The sequence below is a fragment of the Streptomyces sp. NPDC107559 genome (assembly GCF_055657365.1).
This window is the reverse complement of sequence record NZ_JBVKBD010000023.1, coordinates 24,437-47,878: the sequence shown is the minus strand read 5'-3', so window position 1 is coordinate 47,878 and position 23,442 is coordinate 24,437. Positions and strand designations below refer to the sequence as shown.

Here is a 23,442-nt window from a genome sequence, read left to right as displayed (position 1 = left end):
CGTGTGTCGTTCTTGGGGTCTCACCAGGCGTAGACCTGCTGAACGTGGCCGTTGTCCTCGAACAGGCCCACCTTGGCGTCGGCCGACTTGGAGGCCGCGAGTTCGGCGAGCATCGCGGCGTCGGTCGCGGCCGCGTCGCTGCCGAGGCTCAGCCAGCCGCGCAGCTCTCCGTAGGCCCACACGTTGGCGTCGGCCTCGTTGCTCCAGAGCCCGAGGATGCGCTGGTCCTCCAGCCAGGCGCGCAGGCTGACCCCCTGCACACCGCAGGTGTGCCAGCTCTCGATGCCGCACTCGCCGTAGCCGATCCGGAAGAAGCCGTGCTCACCCCAGTCGGTGCCCCAGCTGTTCTTGGCGATCCAGCAGGACTGCGCGTCGTCGTATCCGACCAGGCAGACGCAGTGGCCGCCGGCGAGCTTGTCGCTCTGCCGCCGGTAGACACCGCCCCCGTAGCTGAAGAAGTCCTGGTAGACGTAGAAGCAGGCGGTGACGGACCCGTAGGTCGCGATGTCGCGCTTGATCGCGGCTGGATCGTTGGTGTCGTTCGTCCAGTTGACGACCTTCGCGTTGCGGTTGGGCCAGTCCGCATTCAGGCCCGAGGCGTCCTGGTCCCCCGGCGCGTAGGGGAAGTAGTCCTCGAAGGTGATACCCGACTCGCGGGCCCTCTCCAGCAGCGGTTCCGGGAGCCAGCCCGTGGCGCAGGTGGCTCCGTCCTCGCGGCCATACCCGTAGAAGGCGTGCGCCTCCGAGAAGTCGGCCGCCAGGTACGGTGCCCGGTCGACGTAGCGGGCCACGTGCTCCATGGTCGCCACCGTGCCGAACGCAACGCAGGATCCGCAGTCCTTCTGGTCCTTCGGGGGCGTCGTGTAGTCCAGACCACCGATGTTGCGCAGGTCGAACGAGGCCGGAATGTCCGCCGCCCGCGCCGTGGCCTCCCGCGCGGTCGCGGCGTGCTGTTCCTGGGCGGCGATGATCTCGGCGTGCTCGGCCTCGTCGACGGGTACGCCCAGTCGGGTGACGCGCTGCTCTTCGGTCAGCCGCGTCATGGAGTTGCTGACCGACCGCCAGGGGTTGCCGGCGCGTTCCAGCGTCGTCCGGAGTTCTGCCAGGTCGATGGGTTCGTTCACGGGCATGCGAACACCTCTCGCAGTGGAAGGGGGGAGGGGAAGGCGAAGCCGGCCAGGAGCACCGGAGCAGGCCGAAGCCGCCCTGTCCGGGCGGTATGACGGCCGGGCCAACGGGATCAGTGCACACCCGGGCGACGCAGCTCGCCATTCAGAGAGCCTCAACAGGTGCGCAGTGTGCCGTACGTGCCTGACCAGGGTGGATATATCTGCCAGGCACCTACGTCTGGAGCCGTCTTCCTGACATGCCCGACACCCAATCCGCACCCGGGACAACGACCACGACCGCCTCGAGGACCTCCGCGGCGACGACACCCAGCCGCCGCCCGTCCCGGAAACCGACCTGCCCAGGCGCGCCAGCCGCAACCGGCCAACCTGCCAACCGTCGGCCCCGGTGATGCCGACCGCTCCAGCTCCCGACCGCGGGCTTTCCGCCACCTGGATTCCGGCTCAACCGGCCCCGCCAGCTGCTGAAACGAGTCCGGCCGACCGCGCAGGCCCACGAACCAAAACCGCACCCCCGTCGCATCGAAGCAGCGTCACGCCGGAGCCCGTCGCCCTGCAGCAGGCGGCCCCCGATGCCCATGAACAGCCGCAGCAACTGGACGACCCCACCGAACAGGCCCAGCAGCGGCAGGTGTGCTTCGAAGCTGCCGCTGCCGCCCAGGATGCCGTCACCCGCTACGCACAGACGAAGAACCTGAACCGGTACGAAGTGGAAAAGCAGCCGCGCCAGCAGGTCCGCCAACCTCAGACGCCGCCCGGCGTGCTGCCGCAACCCCAACGGCCCAGGCGGCCTGCGGCAGACGCGGGCCACGCGGCGAAACCGATGCCGGTCACGTACCCGTACCGGCCCCACCGCGAGCCCACGTCGACGATGTGCTCGATCCAGGCGTCGTCCAGACCGCCCGCATCGCCGGCCGCCCACACCCCGACGACCCGGTCCCAGTTCCGCACATTCAGCGCGCGGAAGCCGACCGCCCGCCGGCGGGGCCGGTCGACGCAGGGCTGATCGGCCGGGTGGATCACCACCCGAGTGCCGCGGCCGCCGCGGTTGAGGCGCCCGGTCAGGCAGCGGACGACGTTGTGGTGCCGCACCGTCCGGTACGCCGGCTCGATGCCCTCGAGGTTCTTCCCCGAGGGCGCGCGCCGGTCTTCCAGCCAGGCGCGCAGGGAGCGGCCGGTGACGGCCAGGCCGGCCGCTCCGACGACAGCGCGGACGTGATCAATACGGGGCACTACAGCCGGACCAGCCGGCCGCGCCCGGCGGTGATCGGCATGGCAATGTATCCGGCAAGTGCCTCCAGTCGGCGGACGACGGCCTCCTGGCCCTTGATACCGTGGGCACCGCACCTGCCGAACTCGATGTCCCATTCAGACATGGCCTCTTCCAGCGGAGCGCCGGTCCGGGTCAGGACACCACCGCTCCCGCGGAGAGAACAGCTTCAAGGCGGCCACCTCGGTCCAGGACCTCGGGACACCTCCGCGAGTGCAGGGAGCAGCGGGTCAGGGCCTCGGAGGGCACCGCCCGGTCGGGACCATCTCCGCGGGTGCGGGGAGCAGGCGTCGTCTGTCAGGAGTCGATCCTCGGGCGCGGGACTGTGGACGCTCACGCAATTCCCCAAGACTTGGCGGGCTCAGCCATCATCGAATGGTTCGTCACTCCACCTGAACCAGGCACGACTGTCACTGATGTGCAGAAGAAACTCCGCGACCGGACCTGACGGGGCCACCAGCGACAAGGTGTCCGCGATCCGGTCGTAGGAGTCGTCGAACCGCTCGTACTCCTCCGCCTCCACCAGAGCCAACGACTCGTCGAACCACGGCTTCACCTCTGCGAACGCCGGCGTTGGAACGAAGCGACCGTTCAGCCATGGAAAGTCGGTCTCGTCGATCACGATCTCGCCGAGCAGAACCTCCTGCCACATCAGCCGCCACACCCCGCCCTCGAAACCCATCCCGCCATCTCCCCATCCCAGTCCTGATGCTCGCGGGCAGCCTCTCACCCGGCAAGGACAACGAAGCGGGAGCGCCGGCGAGCCCTATCGACACTCCTGCACGCGATGGATATCAACGTCGCCGTCAGTGCCTCCTGACAGGATGCGCGGATGACCTCAACCGGCCACCCGCATACCGACAATGACGATCAGCCGCGTGCCCGCCTTCTGGAACTGCTCGGCGCCATCGAACCCTGGGACAGCCTGGAACGCACCCACCTGAAGACCGCCGCGCAGTGGATCGCCGGCGCAGCCCCGGTCTACCGGATGCACAAGCCGGACGTTCCCCCGATGCACCTGGTGAGCTACTTCGTCGTCCTCGACGACATCCGCGGTCAGCTGCTGCTCGTCGCGCACCGCAAGGCAGGCCTGTGGCTGCCGGCCGGCGGACACGTCGAGCCGGGCGAGGACCCGTGGGCCGCGGTGGTCCGCGAATGCCGTGAGGAGCTCGGCATCCACGCCACGGCATCACCGATCACCGGCCAGCTCCCCCTCTTCCTCACCGTCACCGAAACACGGGGGCAGGGCACACACACCGACGTCTCGCTCTGGTACCTCCTCACCGCCGACGCCGACACCATCACCTCCTACGACCAGGACGAGTTCAACGCGATCCGGTGGATGACCGACCAGCAGGTCCTCGAGGAATCGGACGAGCTGCTCGACCCCCACATGCACCGCTTCACCCACAAGCTGCAGCACGCCCGGGGCCGCAAGGCATAGCGGGTAGCCTCCCCCGGCGTCCACGGTGCCGCACGCCCGGACCACGACGACACAGAGCCGAAAACAACACCAGCACCGTTCACGCTCACCGCCCCCCCCACGGGAAGCCGTGACCACGAGGGCGGGGAAATACGTGACGCTCAAACCGTCGGAAGCGGGCAGTTGCATGAACGCCGACAGGGGCCATCCCCGCCGGTGCGGGGAACAGGTCCTCAGCGCGGTCGCCGACACTGCCGGGCCTGAACCATCCCCACAGCCACGGGGGACCATCCCCGGGGGTACGGGGAGCAGTTCTACGCCCTGCTCCCCCGGCTTGCTGTCCTGGGACCATCCCCGCGGGTGCGGGAAGCAGTGGAGCATGGCGGCGATCTCCGCGGGTGACGCGGGACCCTGTGGTCGGGTAGCCGGATCACGCTGGGGAGCCCCAACCGTGTGGAACCGATCGCTCGGCGCCGCACGTCTCCCATGCATGCTGACCATCCTGGGGATACTCTTCGCCGTCGCGCCCACCATCGTCTGGGTGACGATCGCCCGCACCCGCTCCGTCGGCTTCGCGATCGGCGGCGCGCTGCTCACCGGAGCCGGTCTGCTGATCAGCGTCCAGCAGGGCTGGATCGACGCTCCTAGGCCCGACGCCCATCTCGTGTTCACGGTTCTCGCGCCCCTGCTCATCGCCTGCGGCGCGGGACTGGAAGGACGGCACGAGGACTCCCCTCCCCCGGAATGGATCCCCCGCCGCAATGGAGCGATCGGCTTCCTGGGGATGCAGTTCGCCCTCACCCTCGTGGTCGGCCTCCTGTACGCCCTGATGATCAGCGAAGGCTCGGACGCCCCGTCGTCCAAGGCCCTCCCTTCATTGCCGCCAGGCATCACCATGATTGACGAAGGCACCAGCTGCGGTTCCGGCGGCTGCTGGCGCGCCGCGGCGGTCACCAGCGAGGACGGCCTGTCCCGCCCGGAGATCATCCGCGAACTGGGCCTCCAACAGGAGAGCTGCCGCTCCAGCGGCTGGCTGCTCGACTGGCGTGACGTGTGCATCGGAGCCAGGGACAATGGCGAGAACGTCATCATCTACGCCAGCTGGGGATACTGAAAGAGCGCTGCGTCCTCCAGTCACAGCCAATTGCGAGTCGCCATCGGGCCGATTCTGAGCATCGATGCTGTCCAGCCGGGCCAGATGCAGTGCTCAGTCACAGCAGGGCGCACCCAGCGGCGAGGGCACGGCCGCGCCAAACGCGGCTGACTCCCTCGCCTGAACTCGTCAGTGGCACCGCTGCACGGCCGCGGCGCCCGGCGAGGACAGTCAGACGCGCGAAGAGCCGCCTGAGACGAAATCGGGCAGAACGGAATGGGATCTTTCAGGCATCCCCCCATCGCCGTTTCTTGGCAGCACCCCCACGACCAGTCGGGGCGACGGGCCCGCAGCTGCCAGGGCTTCGGCGTAGTCGACGAACGCCCGTTTTGTGATCACGTAAGGCCGAGGTGCCAATGCTGTGCAGGCACGCTACGAGCCTTGCCGACCAGAGCAGCCCTGTCACGTTGTCGATCGAGGGAACGGAATGACGTTGTCGGAGGCGGCAGGGCTGGAATCGGAGCGCCGCACGAGACACTGCCAGTGCGGTGACATCGCCTACGAGGTGCTCCGCACGCCGGACGACCCGCACCTGTGTTTCCCTGATGATTGAGTGAGTTCAAGCGACTCACAGGGGTGGCAGATGAACGAGTGGTGGCTGGTGTTCGTGCCGGATCCGGAGCGGTGGGGCCGCCGCTACCGGCCCATGAACTACGCACTGGGGACGTCGCGGTGACCGGGACGCAGGCCTACGCGAACTGGGCCGACCAGCTGCTCACCCCGGACGAGGTGGCGGAGATGCTGCCCGGCTTCCTGCGCCGAGGTCGGCATCAATCGATGACGCCGGGCGGCCGTCCGCTCAAGCAGTTCCGGGCGGCGCCGCCCACGCCGTCGGCGCAGGCCCTGGGCCTGGCGGTGCGGGTCGGCATCGCCACCGCCGACATCCGTCTCGCGTGACCTGCTGCGCGTCAGTCCGGCAGCCAGTGCAGCTCGTGTGCCAGGGATTTGGCGACGGTACGGATGCGGCGGTGTAGTGGTGACGGCACGCGCGGGAGGACCAGGTGGATCGTCAAGGTGGGTGCGCCCTGCAGCGGTCGCCACGTGAGACCGGCCGGTGATGCCGTGACCGCGGCTTCACCGGCCGGGGCGAGGGTGAGCCCGTCGCGTAGGTCGCGCTGAGACATGTCGAAAGAGACTGCGGGCGTGTGGAATCGGGGGTTTGGCCGGGTGTCGCGAAACAGTGCGGACAGCTGATCGTGGATCACGGGGTTGGCCGTACGGTCGGGGAGTCGCAGCGGATACGCGGCCGCATCGACGATCTCGATCTCCGGGTGTTCGGCCAGCGGATGATCCTCTGCCAATTGGACCCCGACGCGCTCACGCCGCAGCAGGAACCGGCGCACGCCACGACCCGGCTGTTCACCGCGGGTGATCCCCGCATCGATGCGGCCGTCGCCGACCGCGGGGGAGATCTCCGGTGTCGCCATCGGGACCGCACCGACCTCGAGTCCCGGGCTGCTGCGAATGAGCCTGTCCACCAGGGCCGGTGCCGTCTCGGCCCCCGCGCTGAGGCTGTATCCGATGCGCAGCGTGCCCAGTTCACCAGCCCCCGCATTCCGGGCGGTGTCCCATGCCTGGTCCAGCGCCGCCAGCGCGGGCGGCGCGGACTCCGCCAAAGCCGCACCGGCCGTGGTCAATACGACGCTACGCGTGTTGCGAACCAGCAGGCTCGTACCGAGTTCCGCCTCCAATCGGCGCATCCGGGCACTGAGTGCGGGCTGGGCGATACCGATCCGTGCGGCCGCGCGGGTGAAGTTCAACTCCTGCGCCAGCACCAGAAAGTACCGCAGGCTCACCGTATCCGGCGCCAAATGCCCTCCCTGTCGATTGATAATGATCCGTTCTGAGTCTATCCCGTCCCGGTCTTTCCCTCGACTGCACAACAAGCCCTAACCTGCGCATATGACGATTCAACTGACCGCGGTAAGCGATGCAGGAGGCAGTCATGCATAAGTTGGTGGTCCTGTATTCCCAGCCCGCCGACCCTGACCACTTCCGCGACTACTACGTGACCAACCACCTTCCACTGGTCATGAATTGGCCCGGCCTGCTTGCGTGGCGCTACAGCTTCGACGTGGCGGCGACCAAGGGAGAAGCGCCGTATTTCGCGGTCTTCGAAGGCGACTTCGCTGACGGCGCCGCCATGGCCGCGGCGCAGGCATCGCCGCACGGCCGGCGGGTGGCCGCCGATGTCGCCAACTACGCCACCGGCGGTGCGGTCGTCATCCACTATCCGGTGCAGGACGGCACCGGCTGAGGCAGGAAGGCACGCTCCGGGACGCGTTCGGTCGGCCGTTGCGGCCAGGTCCGGCTACCGGTGGAACGCCGTTCGCCGTTGCCTGTTCGTTGAGCGTCAGGGGGGCCGATGTCCTGGCCGGATGTCACGGTGGTTGATGCGCGCGTGCGACGCGACGGCCTGGGCGGTAGCCCCACGGCCGTCACCGACGACGCCCCGGCGGCGACGGACGCGGACCGGCGTGCGGTCGCTGCTGCGGCCTGCACCTCGCACGCGGCGTTCCTCGGCCCGGGGCGGACGCCGGACGGTGGCTGGCCGGTCCGGTTCTTCACCGCCACCGCCGAACTGTCCGGCTGCGGCCACGGCACCGTTGCCGCGCAGGCCGTCCGGTTGACCCGCACCGCGCTGGGCGAGCTGAACGACCGTCAACACACCGGCGGGCGCACGTTCGACACCGTCGCGATGCGCCGCCCCGCCGGCGTCGAGGTGTGGTTCGACCAGGGCCTCGTCGCGCTGCGTTACCCGGCACCGGACGAGCGCGCCGCGATCGTCGCCGCGATCGGGCTCACCGCGGACGATCCGCATCCGACCGACGCGCCACGGATCGCCGCGCCCGGCGCACCACGCATGCTGGTACCGGTCCACGACCGGTCGGCGCTGCTCCGGGTCTGCCCAAACCTCGGCAGGCTGACAGCGGCGTGCCAGCGGTACGGGCTCCTGGGCTGTTTCGTGTACGTACCGCCGGTGGGCGACCGGCCGGGTGCGGCGCGGATGTTCGCGCCGGCGATCGGTGTCGACGAGGACGTCGCCAACGCCAACAGCACCGGCTGCCTGGCCGCCCACCTGCTCGACACGACAGGGGCACAGTCGGTCGCGATCGAGGTGGAGCAGGGTGACATCCTCGGTCGACCGGCCAGCGTGCTCGCTTCGGCCCGACGCGGGCCCGCGGGCATCACGACCCGGGTTGGCGGGTTGGCGGTGGTCCGCGACGGACACCGACGCGACGACTAGACTGTCCTCTTCTGCGATCCGCGCATGGGGCTGGGGCTGTCCGCTGCGGTCAAGCGTTGGCAACCGGTGGCGGCCGTTGGCGTGTAGGTCGTCTTCGACGACGGCGAGGAGTTCGCGGGTGTGGCGGCCCAGCCGGGTCAGGTCGAGCACGACGAGGGTGCCGCCGCGGCGCATGTGATCGAGGGCACCGTTCTGGCGGGCCGGGCGGTCGTGCGGCGGGTCATCAGGGAAATAGCGACCCACGTCAGAAGGCTCTCGGCGTATTGGATCAGCCGTTCGTAGTCCCGCACGTGGCGGCGGGCGTGCGTGAGCCACGCGAGCGACCTCTCAACGGCCCGGCAACGTGGGAGGACGACGAACCCGACCGCGTCCTTGGGCCGGTTGACGGTCTTCAGGGTCAGACCGAGCCACTTCTTGGACCAGGTGACGGATCACGTCCAGCAGCTGCCGGTGACAGTGACCCTCGGGCAACCCACCCCTCCCCCGAAGCCAGGCCGGCACCGGCAGCAGAGGCCGGGCCTCCGCCGATTCCGCGTCCGACATGTCGGAGGGATACCGGCGTTCCCGGTCCCGGTGGCCGACCGCGTTGCCGTACGCGTGCGCGAGGTGATCACACGATCGTGCAGCCGCGTTGGATGGGAGGGGTTCGGAGGCGCACAACAACGACATCAGGGCCTCCCGGCACTGCTCGGTTGGTTTCGCATCCTCGAGCTACCGAGAGGCCCCGTCTTCATACGCATACGACGGGAAGATCACCCCGGCGAGAAACCTGTTCGACCCGCACGTTCCATGATCGGTTCAGATACGGCTTCTCACGAGCGGGATGTTCTGGCTACAGGCTCGTTGAGTGTTCGGGGCGGCGCGACAGCGCGCCGCCCCGAACCCTATGCATCAGCGTGTGGCGGCAGGGCAAGCCAGGCCGGCCAGGAGATCTCACGGCCGATGAAGCGCGGCTGCTTGAACGGCCAATCCGCAGCGATCCACTGCGGCACCAGCACGTCCAGCGCCTGCTCGACCTCGCTGCCCACCAGCTCGTCCACCATCCACCAGGAGATCTCACCGTCCGCGCCGGCCTTCTCCGGCGGGTCGATGTAGACGCAGCCGAGCAGCGCGGTCTCCGCCGCGTCGAACAGTGCGTAGTTGAAGGACTGGTGTGCGGCGATCTCCTTCTCGTGCCGCAACAGGTCGGCCTGGTCGGCCTCGTAGGTCATAGTGGCCGCGGGCCAGCCCCAGGCCGGGCCGAAGATGGTCCACAGCCGCTCACGCGAGCCCATCACGGCCGGATAGTCGAGCGGGGTGTCCGCCTCCCGGATCGGCCGCAGGTGCTGGCCTCCTGGTAGAGGTACCAGGACGGGGTGAACGAAGTCATCGGGAAGCCAGCTCATGGCGCCCGACCGTAGCACCGCACGGGCGTCTGCCCTCCTGGATTTCCTCCCTACCGATGCGCTGACCGCCGTCGCGGCGCACCCAGGCTGAGTGAACCGGACCCAGCCGCTGCGAGAGCAGCCTACAACTGCACCAACAGGTCCTCCTTGAGCACTCGCTGGCGTAGACAGTCTTCGGGCTACCGCGAGGCCCCTGCTGTCATGCCGAGCAACGACCGCGATCGCCCGATCGAGACTCCCGTTCGATCAGTAGACCCCGTGATCGGTACGACAACGGCGTTCTGACTGCCACAACGCAATACATAGCGCCCCCATCCAAGTGCTCGGGCTGGAACCACGGCGACCTGGGACGGCTGACAGTTGCCATCGGCCGCTGGATCTCCTCTGGCATCAGGTGGTATCGGCGGTGACGATCGCTTGTGGGCGAGGCCGGCGCGCAGGGAAGGGGGGACGTCCCGCGCGCCGGTGCGATCAGAGGTCGTGACCGCGAGCAAGCTCCACAATGACGGCCCACAGAGCGCGAACGCTCAGAGCAACCGCCACGCGTGCAGCCAGCTCCCGGACAACCTTTGCCCGCCTGGCCGACTCTTTGTCGCCCATGTCTCCTCCTCTCTGGTTAGGACCGATACCCCTCGCACACCGCAGGGCACCGGTCCCTCCCCCCGGGATCGAGTCGGAGACACATCCAACTTAACGCCGCATAGGGGTATTTGGCAGCAGGGCGTATCCATGAGCTGTCCCCAGGACACGGCACCCGGGCACCATCCCCGCGGGTGCGGGGAGCAGCGGTGTCCGTCGGCGGCGCGGTTCTTGTAGCCGGGACCATCCCCGGCTACAGCGAACAGGAGCGCGCCCATCTGCCCGCGCAGGCGGATATCGCAGTTCGTGTTCCCCTTCAGGTCCTGGCTCTCTCGAGCTCCTCTCGAAGCCGGCCTAGAACGGCAGACAGCCGCTGGGTTTCGACGGGCACTGCGCGCCTGAGATCTTCCAAGTCGTCTAGAGCTTCTATGACCTGGTGAGGTGAGGGTGAGTGAGACAGGAAGGCTTCCAGCTGACTCTCGGCGCGGTCCCAGTCGGGGAGCCCGCACAGCACTACGAGGAAGTTGCTGCGTGCCAGGTCGCTCGCTTCCTCCTCCGCGGCCTGCTCTTCGAAGATCTCCAGGGCTCTGCGCCATCGCTGGGGCTCTTGCACCGCTCCGGTCAGGCGCATGACGAGGGCGCTCTGGTAGTGAAACCATCCGCGTTCCGGGCGCAGCGCGACGGCGTGTTCAAGGTCGGCGAGGGCCTTGGCGTGATGCCCCAGAGCGCGGTGCGCCTCTCCGCGCCAACAGTGCGACCACGCAGTATCCGGTTGCAGCGCGAGTGAGTGGTCGAGGTCGGCGATAGCGGCTTGGGCGTGTCCGAGGGTGAGGTGGACGTCCCCGCGGACGGCATAGGCCCAGGCGTAGTCGGGGTCCAGAGTGAGGGCGTGGGAGAGGTCGTCCAGGGCCGCCTGGTGCCGGCGCATGCGGTGGAGGGCGTGGCCCCGGAATGCCAGGGCGCGGGCGCTTCGGGGGTCGAGGTCGATGGCCTGGTCGAAGTCCGCGAGGGCGGCCTCGTAGTGCCGCAGATCTTGTCGTGCGGCGCCGCGGTTGATCCGGTGCAGGGGCTGGTCGGGAGCAAGTCTGATGGCGTGGTCGAAGTCCGCGAGGGCGGCTTCGTGGTGGCGCAGGCTTCGGTGTGCGTGGCCTCGTCCTGCGTGGGCGCGGGCTAGGGTCGAGTCCAGACTCAGGGCAGTGGTGTAGTCCTCGACTGCCTGGTGGTAGCGACCGCTCAACCGGTGGTCTTGGCCGCGGAGTGTGTAGGCGAGGGCCTGTCCTGGCTTCTCCAGGCCGGGCAATGTCAGCAGGGCCGTGAGTGTTTCTCTCTCCCGGGACGGCTGGGATGCGAGTTCCAGGAGGCGTTGTCCGGTCTGGGCGAGGTGGTGGGTGTCGGAGTCCTGGCCTGCTTGAAAAAGGAGCTGGGCCCAGCGGCGCAGTGCTTCCGCGCTGTGCGCGCGAGCACGGATGATGTCGTGAAGTGCTTCCGGGAGGGCGGAGGGGGTCTGGGCGCAGAGGCGGTGGTAGGTCTCGTTCAGCCGGTGGTCGCGCCACACGGGGTCGTCCCAGAGGCGGTGGAGGGTGAGCCGTTCCTCCTGCTCGCGGCGCCACCTGGTGAAAGCCGCGGCCAGCTGAGTGTGTCGATGGCGCCAGTCAACAGGAGAGCGCTGGCGTTGCAGGCGCAGCATCGATGAGCGAATCACGTCGTGGTAGCCGTAGGTTCCTGACCGATGCGTGAGGAAAGGGAGTTCTCGCAGGCGATTCAGCCCGTCGCCGCCGGCTGGAGCGAGGATGTGGGAAATGTCGTCGTTGAGCCGCAAAGGCAAGGCGCAGGCGAGGATCATGTCGCGGTGGGCAGGGTCTCTCTCCCACTTCAGGAAACGCTCGACTGCGGTCTCCGATGGATCATCGACGGCGTCCATGTCCTGCGGGCGGTTTCTTGCGAGCGCGTCCAGCAGCACCGGCAGGCGCCCCGACAGGCTCAGTACGAGCTGGGTTACCCGCTCGTCGGACACGCCGCGGGCGGCAAGCAGGGTCCGAGCCTCGTCCTCGGTGAACGGTTCGAGAGGAATCTCGGTGACGAGGTCGAGGCTGTCCGCCCAGCATGCCGGGTCAAGGCGGCCCTGGCCACAGAGCACAGCCTGGACGTTGACAGGCACGGTCCCGTACGCCTCGTTGACCAGAGCATCCCGCAGCCACGTGTCCAGGAGCGGCGCCGTGCGCTCGTAGGTGTCGAAGAAGAGCACCACCCACGGCCTTCGTTCAGCCACGCTGCCAAGGTCCGCAAGAAAGGGCGGGGTGAGCATCTCCAACGGCGAGAGCACCAGCCGGGTGTCCTCGTGGCTGCGCAGCCTGTTGCCGACCGCCGCGCGCGCAAGGTCCAGGCCAGCAGCAACCTGTTCCGGACGAATCACGCCGCTGAACACGCCGACGCCGGGAACGAGCGACAGGCCCGCCATCCCGATTTGAGCGGTAAGGGCACTGGCCCGGGACGGCCCCAGGGACGCACCCGGGTCGTCACCATCCGGCAGCAGCCCCGCCATGGCCGCCTCGGCCTCATGACACTTCTGCCGGTAGTAGCTCAGCTGCTTGTCAAACGCTTTCAGCGGACAGCCCTGCCGCGCCAGCCGAGAGCTCATCGCCTCCATAGCCTCAACCGCACTGACCGCCTCCTCCCCCACAACAGCGGTGACCGCGCCCGCCTCCCGAGCCACTGCCTCCCACTGCCGGATCAAGGTCGACTTGCCCACGCCGGCAAGACCGTGGACGTGAAAGAGGAACTGATGCGCCTCGCTGTTGGGATCTCGGGCGAGGTTCTCCCGGAACACCGCCAGTTCGTGCCGCCGCCCGACAAACCCCCTGCTGCGCCGCCGACGGATGAGTTCCTGCCGCGACACCGCCTCCTGCCCCATGCCAGCCTCCCCCAAGAACTGACTTACAGAGTGTCGTACCGAGAGCAGACCCGCCAGATCGCTCCAGCGCGGGAGTACGCCCGATCAAATCGAATGGCAAGGAACCGTTCACAGGGCAGAGAAGGGACGCGACCAGCCCCGCGTCCGAACACGTCGACCCGTCGTCAGTGGCACTGACGGTCACCGCTATACGACCGCTGGGCCTCTGCGGCAGCCGTCGCTCGCCAAGAGACCCGTCTGCCAGCCCTCGCCACATCCAACTCAGCACCGCCCGAACGCAGCTGCGCTCGGACACCCCAATGTGTGCCTCGAACCACTCCCCGCGGTTCAAGATGGAGCGGCTGTGGCCGGAAGGACGTTCAGACGGCGGGTATGGGCTTTGTGTTGCCAGAGCCGTGGCTGACGACGCAGAACGGTGATCACGACACCGACTGTGGTGTCGCCGAGGTTCGTCACTCTCTTGGAAGCCCGGTTCACGAGCCCGGCGCTGAGCATGGGGCGACAGCAGGATGCCCGCCTGGCGGGAGTCGCTCCCGTCCGGCGTATCCCCGCGTCACCTCCTCATCGGCTGGCCTCGCGCCGCGGCACCCAAGGTCCCGACGGCCGCCTGCAACTCACCCACCGGAACGAGCAGAACGGAGACCGGGACCTGCGCGGCGTGCTGTGGGGCAGCTGCTCCCAGAACATCGGCACCGACAACCGCCTCACCTTCAACAGCACCATCATCGAGACCGGCACCGACTCCTACCGCCTCGCCAGCACCCGAGCCCGGGCCGAGGAACCCGCCAAGATCAGCTGACCAGTACGTGTCGTTGACGGGCGCCTCTGCAGAATGTGTCTGGCGGCGACGCAACCGCACGGCGCATGCCAACGTCCGTCCAGACGTTCGTAAGATCATGAACCTTGACGGAGGACTAGCCCATGACGGCAACAGCTGCCCGCTACCTCTACCTCACGCGGCACGGTGAGGCATCCGAGGACGAGAGCAAGTTGGTGGACAACGGCCGCCGCCAAGCCGTCCTGCTCGGGAAGCGGCTTCGTGAGGCCCCTCTCACGGCAATCCACCACGGCCCGCTCGCGCGCGCGGAGCAGACGGCGCAGCTGGTCTGCGAGCAGCTCAACGGTGTACCCCTGCGGCCGTCCGAACTCGCCGGCGACTACATCCCCTACATACCGCAGCGCGAGGAACTGCCGTCGGAATCGGCCGATGCCATGCTCGGTCACCTGGCCCAGTTCCCAGCCGAGGAGCGCGAAAAAGGGCCGGACCTGGCCCGGGCGGCTCTCGCGCAGTTCACCGGACCCCTCGCCGGTGACGAGCCGCGCCACGAACTCGTCGTCACGCACAACTTCCTCATCGGTTGGCTCGTCCGGGCCGCCCTCGACGCCCCGAAATGGCGCTGGATGGGCATCAACCACGCCAACGCCGCGCTGACCGTCATCCGCTATGCGCCCGGCCGGCCCCCATCCGTGCTGTTCTACAACGACATGGGCCACCTGCCCGCCGACCTTCGCTGGACCGGCTTCCCGCCCGACCTCCACATCTGAGGGCAGCGATCCTCCATCACACCGGCCGCCTCCCGACGAAGATCGAGTGCAGGAGCGCCGCCGGCCCCAGAAGCGATCTTGCTTCCTCCGTGGTGTCATCGAGGGACGGGCGCCTTGGGGACTATGCACACGTCAGCGCCCGACGTCTCGATGAGTGCGGCAACCAGCGGGAGGATTCATGGCTGGCAGTCTGAGGGCCCGGGACATCATGACGGGCGGAGTACAATGCGTCGGCGCCCACCAGTCGCTGAAGGATGCGGCGCTGATGATGCGCGACCTGAAGGTCGGCGCGCTGCCCATCTGCGGCGACAACAACAAGCTGGTCGGGATGATCACCGACCGTGACATTGTCATCAAGTGCTGTGCCGAGGGAATCGATCCGTCGACGGTGCAGGCCGGGAGCATGCAGAGCAAGATTCACTGGATCGACGCGGACGCGGACGCCGCGGACGCCCTGCAGGCCATGGAACAGCATCGGATCAAGCGCATCCCGGTGATCGACGTGAAGGGCGGCCACCAACTGGTAGGCATGATCACCGAGGCCAATCTGGCGAAGAACCTCACCGACGCTCAGGTCGCCGAATTCGTCGGCCGCGTCTACGCAAGCACCTGACCCGCCCCGCACGACGGGTGCGGCCGTGATGGGCGTGGCAGTCGATCGGCAACCCGTCCGTCCTGGAAGCGATGAAGGAGGCCGGCATCGACACCTCCGCCCAGACACCGAAGATCCTCACCACGGAGGCCGTGCAGTCCTCGGACACGGTGATCACCATGGGGTGCGGCGGCGCCGGCGCCTGCCCCGTCTCCCCCGGCAAGCGGTACCCGGGCAGGCCGCTCGGCGACCCGGCGGGCCAAGGCGTCGAGGCCGTGCGGCCGTTCTCCGACGCCGTCGAACAGCGGGTGCGCACTCTGCTCAGCGAGGCATATCCCGGCCTCCGCCTGACAGCCGCTCAGGCGCCGGGTAGGGCGCGCAGGAGCTGACGGACCGCGCGGCGCAGTGCCAGGCGGCGGGCGAAGCCGAGTGCGGCATAAGCAGTGACGACAAAGACGGCCACGGCGGGGAACGTGGTGACCGGGCCGACCCAGCAGCACATCAGCAGCACGCCGGTCGGTCAGGAGCAGCACGGCGAGGGTGAGCACGAGGGCCTGGTCGTGGTCACGGTGCACCGGATCCGCTGGTCCGCTCACGCCCGGCGCAGGCACCCGGACGGCACCTGACCTCCGCGCACGATGCGTCACAGGCTCCCGCCGCCGCACTCGCTGTAACGACGTGGTGCGCGATGGGGGGCTGGGGGTGCCGGCCTGACGGTTCGACTGATGGGTGATCACCTCTCGGCGGCGCGGTCGGAGACCAGGCCGGCCACGGCCGTGTAGGTCTCCTCGAAGTATTCGCGTCGTCCGAGAAACCGCTGGAGGGTTCGCCACTGTTTGTGCTCGGCGTTGCGTGTTCTACGCAGATCCGTTCCGAGGATTGCTGGTGACGCTCCGCGTCCCAGGTGGCGACCTCCTCCGGTGTTGCGTCCTTCTTCAGCTTGAGCGGCGGGGCCTGGACCTGGTTGGGGAACTCCTTGGCCAGGCCCCGGTACCCGGCGTCGACCTTGGCCTTAACCTCGGGAAACCGCTCGAACAGGTCGGCGATGCCCTCGGTCCGCAGCGCCGTCTGGTCGTGCATGGGGCCGGGGCGGAAGGCCCCAGCACACAGCGTGTGTCCCTCGCCGTCGGTGACGGCGGTCGCCTTCTTGGTATTCATCTTCTTCTTGCCCGAGACGTACGCGCGACGGCCCGGCTTGTTCGCGCGCGGGCGTCGGACCTGGACCTCGGTGTCGTCAATGCGCAGCTCGACGCCCTCGGCGGCGGGATAGGCGAAGACGTCCGCCAGCGTACGAAGTCGCAGGTCGTAGTGGCCGGGAACGGCGAAGCCGCGGGCCGCCAGCAGCGGACGGATCTCGCGGATCGCGCGGGTGACCGTGGAGCGGTCTACCCGATCGAGCTCCGCCAGGGCCGTGTGCGGGAGTTGGAAGCGCAGCGCCACCGTGACGACGACGCGGTCGACGAACACCAGCTCGTGGTCCGGGCCCGCCCCGGGCGCGCGCATACGCTCGTGACCTCGACGTTCTCGCAGCCGGGACTCCTCAGCTGCCATCCAGGCGCCGGCGAGCTCGACGACGAGTTTGCCGAGCCGCCGCGGCTGGAGGCCGGTGAAGAAACGCTTGGACAAGGCCGTGCGGCCCAGGTGTTGCATCACAACAACACCCAAGCCGCACGGCCTACTTCATGCCTCGGCAGTGCCTCGATCAATATCACGCACCACGTCGTAAGGTACGGCCTATGTCTGATAGATCGATGTCTGCGGGCCGCCTATGGGCAGTCCTGCTCGGGGTCGACGCTGTGGTTACCGCGTCGACGATCGTGGTGTGGAGGCAGAGCGGAACACCGTGGACCGAAACCTTGGTCAGTTCGAGTGTGGTTGCTCTTGCGGTCCTGATAGCCGGCCCATGGGCGATAAGGCGGACCAGGGCAAGGGTCGAGGAAGCAATGCGGCAACAGCGTTGATCCGGTTCGGTCGCCTCTGAGAGTGCGGTACGTGGCGTGCTCCGGGTTCGGGCGAGGCTGCCGCAACGAGCGGCCCTCCGCTCCCGTGGGCCTGGCTCCTCACGGCAGCAGACGGTGCTGGGCGGCCTTCGCCACTGCGGCGGCCCTGGTCTGCACGCCCAGCTTGGTGTATATGCGGCCCAGGTGGGTCTTGACCGTGGCCTCACTGAGAAAGAGGACCCGCGCGATCTCCCGGTTGGTGAGGCCGCCGGCCAGCTGCCCGAGGATGCCCCGTTCCCGTTGTGTCAGGGCGGGTCCAGGCGTGCGGATCCGGGACATCATCCGATCGGCGACGGTTCCCGACAGCACGGTGCGCCCGGCGGCGGTGTCCCGGATCGCGGCGAACAACAGTTCCGGTCGCTCCGCCTTGAGCAGGTATCCGGTGGCGCCGGCCGCCAGGGCGCGGGCTATGTCGGCATCGGTGTCGAACATCGTGAGGACCAGGACCTGCGGTGCAGGTCTGCCGCGCGCACCGGGCGCGGCGGTGGCGACGATCCGTCGTGTCGCCGTCACCCCGTCCGTGCCGTCGCCGAGCTGGAGGTCCATGAGCACCACGTCCGGCCGCAGACGCATGGTCATCGCCAGTGCTTCGTCCCCGCTCGCGGCCTCACCGACGACATCGATTCCTTCGGTGCTGGACAGCAGCGCCCGCAGTCCGGCCCGTACCACGGCGTGGTCGTCGCAGAGAAGGACGCGGACGGTGTCGGGTTCGCGGGCGACGTCCGTGCCGGTCGGTTCGAGGTCCTCGGCAGGGCTGGTCGGAGCCGATCCTTCGGCGTTCTGCCCGTGTTCGGGGCTCTGCGGGAATCTCATGGTGTCTCCTCCGCCGGGGGCGTGCTGCGAGCGGCGGCGCCGTCGTGCGGTCCGAGGGCCACGGACATGGTCACGACCGTTCCCTCACCGTGTGCGGACTCCACGCGGAGTGTTCCTCCGGCCCGTCTCGCCCTGCTCTCCATGAGGGGAAGACCGTGGCCGCGTGTGCGGGCCTCGCGGCGGTGCGGGATACGGCCCGGCTCGAAGCCGCGGCCGTTGTCGGCGATGTCGACGCAAACGGAGTCCTTTGAACAGGTGAGCGTGATTACAGCACGGGTCGCCCCAGAATGCTCCCGTACGTTGGCCAAGGCGCCCTGACTCACACGAAGCAGCGCTGTCTCGACCGCCTCGGGGAGGTTCCCGGGTGTGCCGTCCAGCCGGAACTCGACGGCCGGGCCGGACGCGGGCTCCCCATCGGTCCCCGGCACAGCAGGCTGCTCCGCAAGTGCGCGCATCGCGTGCACCAGAGTGTTCCCATCGAGATCGAGCGGGGCCAGGTCGCGGACGAATCGGCGCACCTCCGCCAGCGCGCGGCCCGCGCTCGCGGCGGCCTCGCGGACGTGTTCGTGCGCGGTGTCCGGCGCGATGTGCCACTGGCGTTCGGCGGCCTGCAGCAGCATCTGCTGGCTGGACAGGCTCTGGGCGAGGATGTCGTGAATCTCGGCCGACAGCCGCTGGCGTTCCTCCAGAGCACCTGTGCGCCGCTCGTTCGCGGCCAGTTCACCCCGGGCGCAGACCAGGTCGTCGATGAGCAGGCGCTGCCGGTCCGCCAGACGCCGACTGTGCAGCAGTACGGCCGTGACGACGGTCCCGAGGGCGACCGGGGCGATCACCAGGTTGGGGTTGAACAGGCCGCTCGCCACACGGAGTTCGGAAACGATCACGAGGAGCGTGAGCACTGAGGCAAGGGGCAGCGCGAGCGGCACCGGCAACCGGTGCACGCCGGTAAAGAGCAGGGGCATGGTGCACCATGTCGCGCTCGGTTCGAGGGCGAGCAGGACCAGCCAGACGGCGAGCAGCATGCCCAGCCGAATCAGGTGCCGGGTGCTGGGCCTCTCGCCATGCCAAGGCGCGGGCGCCCAGATCGGTCCGCTCAGGTGGAGCACGCCGAAGACGAGGAAGAGCGCGAGACTCCATCCGGTATGGCCGTCCGGCCCATCGTAGGTGAGCAGCCGGCCGATGGAACCCGCGAGCAGGAGAACGAACGCGGCCTGCATGGCCACCTCGATCCACCACGCGTCGGGATCGGCACGTCCCAGAACCGGACCATCGTGCTCCGTCACCGCTTGTTCATCCTTCTGCACAGGCCCTTCGCCATGGGTCGGTTCTCACCACGTCTACCGGCCGCCTGGGTCCGGTGCATCATCCGATCGGTTGACATCGGCATGACCTCTCCCGAGTCCCGACCGAGCCATTCGCCCGGCGAACGCGAACCCGCCGCCGACGAGACTGCTGAACAGAACGACGTACAGCACCGTCCAACTGCTGTCCCACCCCCCGGCTCCCTACTGAAACGTCTCCCGCATGCACATTTCCTTCCTGCTCCACAATGCCTATGGCATCGGCGGCACGATCAGGACGACATTCAACCTCGCCGCGGCGCTGGCGGAGCACCACGATGTGGAGATCATCTCGGTGTTCCGGCATCGCGACGCGCCCTTCATGGGCGCACCCGCCAAGGTAGGCCTCACCCCTCTGGTCGACCTGCGCGCTGCCTGCGCCGACCACGACGGTGACGATCCCCGCAACACCCAGCCCGCCAGGGTCTTCCCGCGCGCGGACGGCCGGCACACGCAGTACAGCCGCCTCACCGACGAACGCATCGGCCGACATCTGAAGAGGCTGGACGCCGACGTGATCGTCGGAACCAGGCCCGGACTGAACGTGCACATCGCGCGCCAGGCGCAGCGCGCCGCCATCAGGGTGGGACAGGAGCACCTCACCCTCTCGGGCCACGGTGTGCGTCTGCGCCACGAGATACAACACCACTATCAAATGCTGGACGCCCTCACCACCGTGACCGAAGCCGATGCCCGCGCCTACCGGCGACTGGGCCTGCGCGGTGTGAGAGTGGAGGCGATACCGAACAGCGTTCCCGCCGCGTCTGTGGAACCGGCTGACGGCACCGGCAAGTTCGTCGTAGCGGCGGGTCGGCTCAATCCCGTGAAGCGATATGACCTGCTCGTCAGAGCCTTCGCCCAGGTCGTCACCGCTCATCCGGACTGGCAGCTGCGGATATTCGGCAGTGGAGACACCACCGGCAACGAGAGACACGCCCTGTCTGTACTGATCCGCGATCTCGGACTCAGCCGCCACATCTTCCTCATGGGGCAGGTGAACCCCCTCGAACCGGAGTGGGTGAAGGGCTCCATCGCCGCGTCCACCTCCGACCGGGAATCGTTCGGCATGACCATCGTCGAGGCGATGCGCTGCGGTCTCCCCGTCGTCGCCACGGACTGTCCGGTCGGACCACGCGAGATCATAGAAGACGGTGTCGACGGACGCCTGACATGCCCGGGAGACGTGGACGGCATCGCGGCTGCGCTGCTCGAACTGATCGGCGACGACGAACTCCGGCGTCGCATGGGCGAGGCCGCCCTGAGGAATGCGGCCCGCTTCGACCCGGCACGCATAGCCCAGCGGCACCTGGACGTCTACCAGGGCCTGCTGCGGCGCGGTCCTGGACGACGCTCGCTCGGCTTCGTACGGCACACCGCGCACCAGGCGGTCACCGACTCACTCGACACGGCACACGGGCTGCGTTCCTTGGCCCGCGGTGTTCTGAAGAAGTGCCGCACCGATGCGGAAGACAGATGCCGGACTCGGCCACCTCGCCAGCTCTGATCAGTGCCTGTGTCACATCCTGTTGCCGCAGAACACGGCGTCCTGCGGCTGGATGGTGATCGGGCTTGCCGTTCGGTCGAGCGTCGATGGACGCGGTGAGAAGAACGTCGATGTGGTAACTCGGCGCCGTGTCAAAGCCGATGTCGGCATCCCGGTGCAGCCCCATCACGGCCGCAAAGACAGCGCCCGCGCTGCAACTGACGCCGGCGGCTGACACCGGCCGCTCGCCGGCTGCGGACTCCCAGTCGTGGACAGCCATCGACCGGGTCACACGGCGGGTCCTGTACGGACCACGCTGGTGTGATGCGCCAGAAATCCTGAGGGTTGGTCACTGCCATGTCGGCATGTCGCATCCCGGGCCTTCTACTGTGGCGATCACGCTGTCCGAGGCCGAACGGGCCGAGTTGGTGCGTCCGACGGCATTGCCGCACCGGCGTTCGGCTGAGAAGGCCCGCATCATTCTGGCGTGTGCTGAGGGCATGTCGAACGCGGGTGTCGCACGGCTCGTCGGTGTCCAGGCGAAAACGGTCGGCAAGTGGCGTCGGGCCTCCGCCGCAGAGCGGATGGCGGGGCTTGAGGACGCGGGCTGGATCGGCCGGCCGAAGGCCGACTTGGTCCTCGACGATGCTGAGCGCAGGCAGCTGCAGCAGTGGGCACGACAGGCCAGGGCCGCTCAGTTCCTCGCGTTGCGGGCCAAGATCGTGCTGCGTTGCGCGGAGGGCGGCACGAATCAGCAGGCCGCGGCCGACCTCGGCATCGACGGGTCGACCGTGGACCGCCGGCGGGCCCGGTTCATCGCAAAACGCCTTGATGGTCTGCAGGACGAGCCGCGCTCGGGCCGGCCGCCTTCAATCCTCCTCGACCGGGTCGAGGAGGTTGTCGGGGCCACCTTGGAGTCGGTCCCGGGTCAGGACACGCACTGGTCACGCGCCTCGACGGCTCAGCGCAGCGGCTTGTCGAAGTCGACGATCGGGCGGATCTGGAAGCGGTTCGACCTCAAGCCCCACCTGCAGGACTCCTTCAAGCTCTCCACCGATCCGCAGTTCGTCGCCAAAGTCGTCGATGTCGTCGGCCGCAGTGGCCCGAAGTGGGCCTAGATCGGGTTCACCCAAGGGTGTCCCGCAATGATCAAGGAAGCCGGCGGCTCTGTCCTCCGACCGGTTGGTACCTGAGGCTCCGGGGGGCGGTTGAATGCCGTGGTGACGGACTGGACGCAGGTGTTGGACACCCACGGGGAGACGACGCAAGTGCCGGCGCTCCTCGATTTGGTCGAGCGCGAGGAAGCTCCTGAGGTGTGGGAGGAGCTTTGGGGCCGTCTTTGCCTGCACGGTGGGACTGTCTCTTCGGCAAGCTTTGCCGCTCTACCGCGGTTGGCGGTCCTGGCCTCCACGACCGCCGAGGCTCTTGAACTGGCCGGCGCCATCGTGCGCGGTACCTTGCAGCACCCTGACGGCGAAGTCCTGCTCGCGGGCTGTCCCGGCGCGCTCCGCCGCCTGCGGGACCTAGTGGACGAGCGGCTGCGGAGCCGCCCCACCGAGTACGACCGGGTCTTCGGTGATCTGCTCGCGCTCGCGGGGCAGTACCACTGGAGCTCCACACTGGAGGGCTTCACCGACGACTTCTACAGGATGTCCTGCCTGCACTGCGGGGTAGAGGTGACCATCGCTATCGGGGACTACGGCTTCTACTCAGCCATCCGCGACTGGGACCGGGGCGACGTCGGGCAGCGTGAACTGCTGCCTGCCCCGGCCGGGGAGCTTCACGACCCCGGTCGCTGGATGCATGCCATAGCCGTCCGTGACGGGCGACAGCGCCTTGCGGAGGGCATCAGGCACCTCTTTGGCCGTGCCGAGTGCCCAGCTTGCGCCAGTACGTTCAACATCTCGGACGCCTACACGAGCGCGAACCTTCCCCCAGCGCTGGACACATCCTGACCTGGGGAAGGGCGAGGTTGTGCAGACGGAGCCCGTCCTCACGACGGAGAGCGGACCGGCGGTCGACAGGGCCGGGCAGCGGAAATCCTGACGCTCTTCCCGCGAGCCTGAAAAACTTCCGCGAGCGTGTAGAGAAACGCGGGCTGGCTCCGACGTCCCCTGTGAGAGCCGCCCACCACAGGCGGCCCGAGCCGAAGGAGCGGACTCATGAAGTACCTGGTGATGGTGCAGGGCACGCAGGCGGACTACGAGGCCCAGGCGGGCAAGCCCGCCGCGGGTCTCCCGGTCTGGAGCGACAAGGATATGCAGGCGATGTTCCAGCACATGGGGGCGATCAACAACGACCTCGCCGAGACAGGCGAGTTCATCGATGCCCAGGGGCTGGCCGAGCCTGCCAGGACCCGCCTCGTCGGCGCCGGCGCGGACGGCAAGCCTGTGATCACCGACGGGCCGTACGGCGAGACCAAGGAAGTGATCGCCGGTTACTGGCTCCTGGAGTGCGAGAGCCTGGAGCGGGTCACGGAGATCGCCGCGCGGGTCACCCAGTGCCCCGTTCCCGAGGGCGCGAACACGTACCCCGTCGTCATCCGGCCGCTCGGCGAAGTGTGAGCAGGGGAGG

The 23,442-nt window shown here is 68.4% G+C and carries 20 protein-coding genes and 5 pseudogenes; 15 read left to right on the top strand and 10 right to left on the bottom strand.

Annotated features, from left to right (window positions below; genetic code table 11):
* Positions 1 to 20 precede the first annotated feature (20 nt).
* From ACZ7OY_RS39210 to ACZ7OY_RS39200, 3 genes and pseudogenes are all read right to left on the bottom strand, one after another.
* The gene (locus ACZ7OY_RS39210; protein ID WP_472250348.1) at positions 21 to 1,130 is read right to left on the bottom strand and encodes a C1 family peptidase; all 1,110 of its coding nucleotides are present in this window, start codon (positions 1,128 to 1,130) and stop codon (positions 21 to 23) included.
* Between the two features lie 807 nt (positions 1,131 to 1,937).
* Positions 1,938 to 2,503, bottom strand: a pseudogene (locus ACZ7OY_RS39205) (transcriptional regulator); the annotation flags it as partial.
* A gap of 255 nt (positions 2,504 to 2,758) precedes the next feature.
* Positions 2,759 to 3,079 carry a hypothetical protein gene (locus tag ACZ7OY_RS39200; protein ID WP_472250347.1) on the bottom strand — a complete coding sequence of 107 codons (321 nt, stop codon included), beginning with the start codon at positions 3,077 to 3,079 and terminating at the stop codon, positions 2,759 to 2,761.
* A gap of 150 nt (positions 3,080 to 3,229) precedes the next feature.
* On the opposite strand from ACZ7OY_RS39200, the gene ACZ7OY_RS39195 reads away from it, so the two are divergent.
* From ACZ7OY_RS39195 to ACZ7OY_RS39185, 3 genes are all read left to right on the top strand, one after another.
* Positions 3,230 to 3,841, top strand: a complete 612-nt coding sequence (locus ACZ7OY_RS39195; protein WP_472250346.1) for an NUDIX hydrolase — start codon at positions 3,230 to 3,232, stop codon at positions 3,839 to 3,841.
* A gap of 469 nt (positions 3,842 to 4,310) precedes the next feature.
* The gene (locus ACZ7OY_RS39190; protein WP_472250345.1) at positions 4,311 to 4,934 is read left to right on the top strand and encodes a hypothetical protein; all 624 of its coding nucleotides are present in this window, start codon (positions 4,311 to 4,313) and stop codon (positions 4,932 to 4,934) included.
* Positions 4,935 to 5,645: 711 nt separating this feature from the next.
* The gene (locus tag ACZ7OY_RS39185) at positions 5,646 to 5,870 is read left to right on the top strand and encodes a hypothetical protein (protein WP_472250344.1); all 225 of its coding nucleotides are present in this window, start codon (positions 5,646 to 5,648) and stop codon (positions 5,868 to 5,870) included.
* 11 nt (positions 5,871 to 5,881) lie between these two features.
* Here ACZ7OY_RS39185 and ACZ7OY_RS39180 read toward each other — a convergent pair whose 3' ends face one another.
* Positions 5,882 to 6,784 carry a LysR family transcriptional regulator gene (locus ACZ7OY_RS39180; protein WP_472250343.1) on the bottom strand — a complete coding sequence of 301 codons (903 nt, stop codon included), beginning with the start codon at positions 6,782 to 6,784 and terminating at the stop codon, positions 5,882 to 5,884.
* Between the two features lie 134 nt (positions 6,785 to 6,918).
* Between ACZ7OY_RS39180 and ACZ7OY_RS39175 the strand changes: the two genes are divergently transcribed.
* The 3 genes from ACZ7OY_RS39175 to ACZ7OY_RS39165 all read left to right on the top strand — a co-directional run bounded on the left by ACZ7OY_RS39175 (position 6,919) and on the right by ACZ7OY_RS39165 (position 8,502).
* Positions 6,919 to 7,230 carry an EthD family reductase gene (locus tag ACZ7OY_RS39175; RefSeq protein ID WP_472250342.1) on the top strand — a complete coding sequence of 104 codons (312 nt, stop codon included), beginning with the start codon at positions 6,919 to 6,921 and terminating at the stop codon, positions 7,228 to 7,230.
* 144 nt (positions 7,231 to 7,374) lie between these two features.
* Positions 7,375 to 8,220 carry a PhzF family phenazine biosynthesis protein gene (locus tag ACZ7OY_RS39170; protein ID WP_472250341.1) on the top strand — a complete coding sequence of 282 codons (846 nt, stop codon included), beginning with the start codon at positions 7,375 to 7,377 and terminating at the stop codon, positions 8,218 to 8,220.
* 120 nt (positions 8,221 to 8,340) lie between these two features.
* On the top strand, positions 8,341 to 8,502 hold the full coding sequence (locus ACZ7OY_RS39165) for a hypothetical protein (RefSeq protein WP_472250340.1): 162 nt from the start codon (positions 8,341 to 8,343) through the stop codon (positions 8,500 to 8,502).
* On the opposite strand, the pseudogene ACZ7OY_RS39160 reads toward ACZ7OY_RS39165, so the two are convergent.
* The 3 genes and pseudogenes from ACZ7OY_RS39160 to ACZ7OY_RS39150 form a co-directional block, all read right to left on the bottom strand.
* Positions 8,427 to 8,648, bottom strand: a pseudogene (locus ACZ7OY_RS39160) (IS5-like element IS4811 family transposase); the annotation flags it as partial. The gene ACZ7OY_RS39165 and the pseudogene ACZ7OY_RS39160 overlap by 76 nt on opposite strands.
* 456 nt (positions 8,649 to 9,104) lie before the next feature.
* Complete coding sequence (locus ACZ7OY_RS39155) at positions 9,105 to 9,605, bottom strand: GNAT family N-acetyltransferase (RefSeq protein WP_472250339.1); 501 nt, start codon at positions 9,603 to 9,605, stop codon at positions 9,105 to 9,107.
* Between the two features lie 895 nt (positions 9,606 to 10,500).
* The gene (locus tag ACZ7OY_RS39150; RefSeq protein ID WP_472250338.1) at positions 10,501 to 13,095 is read right to left on the bottom strand and encodes a tetratricopeptide repeat protein; all 2,595 of its coding nucleotides are present in this window, start codon (positions 13,093 to 13,095) and stop codon (positions 10,501 to 10,503) included.
* Between the two features lie 697 nt (positions 13,096 to 13,792).
* Between ACZ7OY_RS39150 and ACZ7OY_RS39145 the strand changes: the two are divergent.
* From ACZ7OY_RS39145 to ACZ7OY_RS39125, 5 genes and pseudogenes are all read left to right on the top strand, one after another.
* Positions 13,793 to 13,894 (top strand): annotated as a pseudogene (locus tag ACZ7OY_RS39145) (ATPase); the annotation flags it as partial.
* Between the two features lie 122 nt (positions 13,895 to 14,016).
* A complete protein-coding gene (locus tag ACZ7OY_RS39140; RefSeq protein WP_472250337.1) occupies positions 14,017 to 14,640 on the top strand; it encodes a histidine phosphatase family protein in 624 nt (207 codons plus the stop codon).
* 178 nt (positions 14,641 to 14,818) lie between these two features.
* Positions 14,819 to 15,253, top strand: a complete 435-nt coding sequence (locus ACZ7OY_RS39135; RefSeq protein ID WP_472250336.1) for a CBS domain-containing protein — start codon at positions 14,819 to 14,821, stop codon at positions 15,251 to 15,253.
* Positions 15,254 to 15,303: 50 nt separating this feature from the next.
* A pseudogene (locus ACZ7OY_RS39130) lies at positions 15,304 to 15,621 on the top strand (arsenate reductase/protein-tyrosine-phosphatase family protein); the annotation flags it as partial.
* Between the two features lie 54 nt (positions 15,622 to 15,675).
* The gene (locus tag ACZ7OY_RS39125; RefSeq protein ID WP_472250335.1) at positions 15,676 to 15,858 is read left to right on the top strand and encodes a hypothetical protein; all 183 of its coding nucleotides are present in this window, start codon (positions 15,676 to 15,678) and stop codon (positions 15,856 to 15,858) included.
* A 107-nt stretch (positions 15,859 to 15,965) separates the two neighbouring features.
* On the opposite strand, the pseudogene ACZ7OY_RS39120 reads toward ACZ7OY_RS39125, so the two are convergent.
* From ACZ7OY_RS39120 to ACZ7OY_RS39110, 3 genes and pseudogenes are all read right to left on the bottom strand, one after another.
* Positions 15,966 to 16,882, bottom strand: a pseudogene (locus ACZ7OY_RS39120) (transposase family protein).
* A 410-nt stretch (positions 16,883 to 17,292) separates the two neighbouring features.
* The gene (locus tag ACZ7OY_RS39115; protein ID WP_472250334.1) at positions 17,293 to 18,045 is read right to left on the bottom strand and encodes a response regulator; all 753 of its coding nucleotides are present in this window, start codon (positions 18,043 to 18,045) and stop codon (positions 17,293 to 17,295) included.
* Positions 18,042 to 19,262, bottom strand: coding sequence for a sensor histidine kinase (locus tag ACZ7OY_RS39110; RefSeq protein ID WP_472250407.1), 1,221 nt, complete (start codon positions 19,260 to 19,262; stop codon positions 18,042 to 18,044). Before ACZ7OY_RS39110 ends, ACZ7OY_RS39115 begins: the two co-directional genes overlap by 4 nt.
* Positions 19,263 to 19,569: 307 nt before the next feature.
* Here ACZ7OY_RS39110 and ACZ7OY_RS39105 point away from each other — a divergent pair, with 307 nt between their 5' ends.
* From ACZ7OY_RS39105 to ACZ7OY_RS39090, 4 genes are all read left to right on the top strand, one after another.
* Positions 19,570 to 20,889: a glycosyltransferase family 4 protein gene (locus ACZ7OY_RS39105; protein ID WP_472250333.1), complete on the top strand. Its 1,320-nt coding sequence runs from the start codon at positions 19,570 to 19,572 to the stop codon at positions 20,887 to 20,889.
* 368 nt (positions 20,890 to 21,257) lie between these two features.
* Entirely contained in the window at positions 21,258 to 21,986 is a 729-nt protein-coding gene (locus ACZ7OY_RS39100) for a helix-turn-helix domain-containing protein (RefSeq protein ID WP_472250332.1), read from the top strand.
* A gap of 102 nt (positions 21,987 to 22,088) precedes the next feature.
* Positions 22,089 to 22,823: a hypothetical protein gene (locus ACZ7OY_RS39095; protein WP_472250331.1), complete on the top strand. Its 735-nt coding sequence runs from the start codon at positions 22,089 to 22,091 to the stop codon at positions 22,821 to 22,823.
* A gap of 207 nt (positions 22,824 to 23,030) precedes the next feature.
* Positions 23,031 to 23,432 (top strand): YciI family protein, encoded by a 402-nt coding sequence (locus ACZ7OY_RS39090; protein WP_472250330.1) that lies wholly within the window; start codon positions 23,031 to 23,033, stop codon positions 23,430 to 23,432.
* The last annotated feature ends 10 nt before the right edge of the window (positions 23,433 to 23,442 follow it).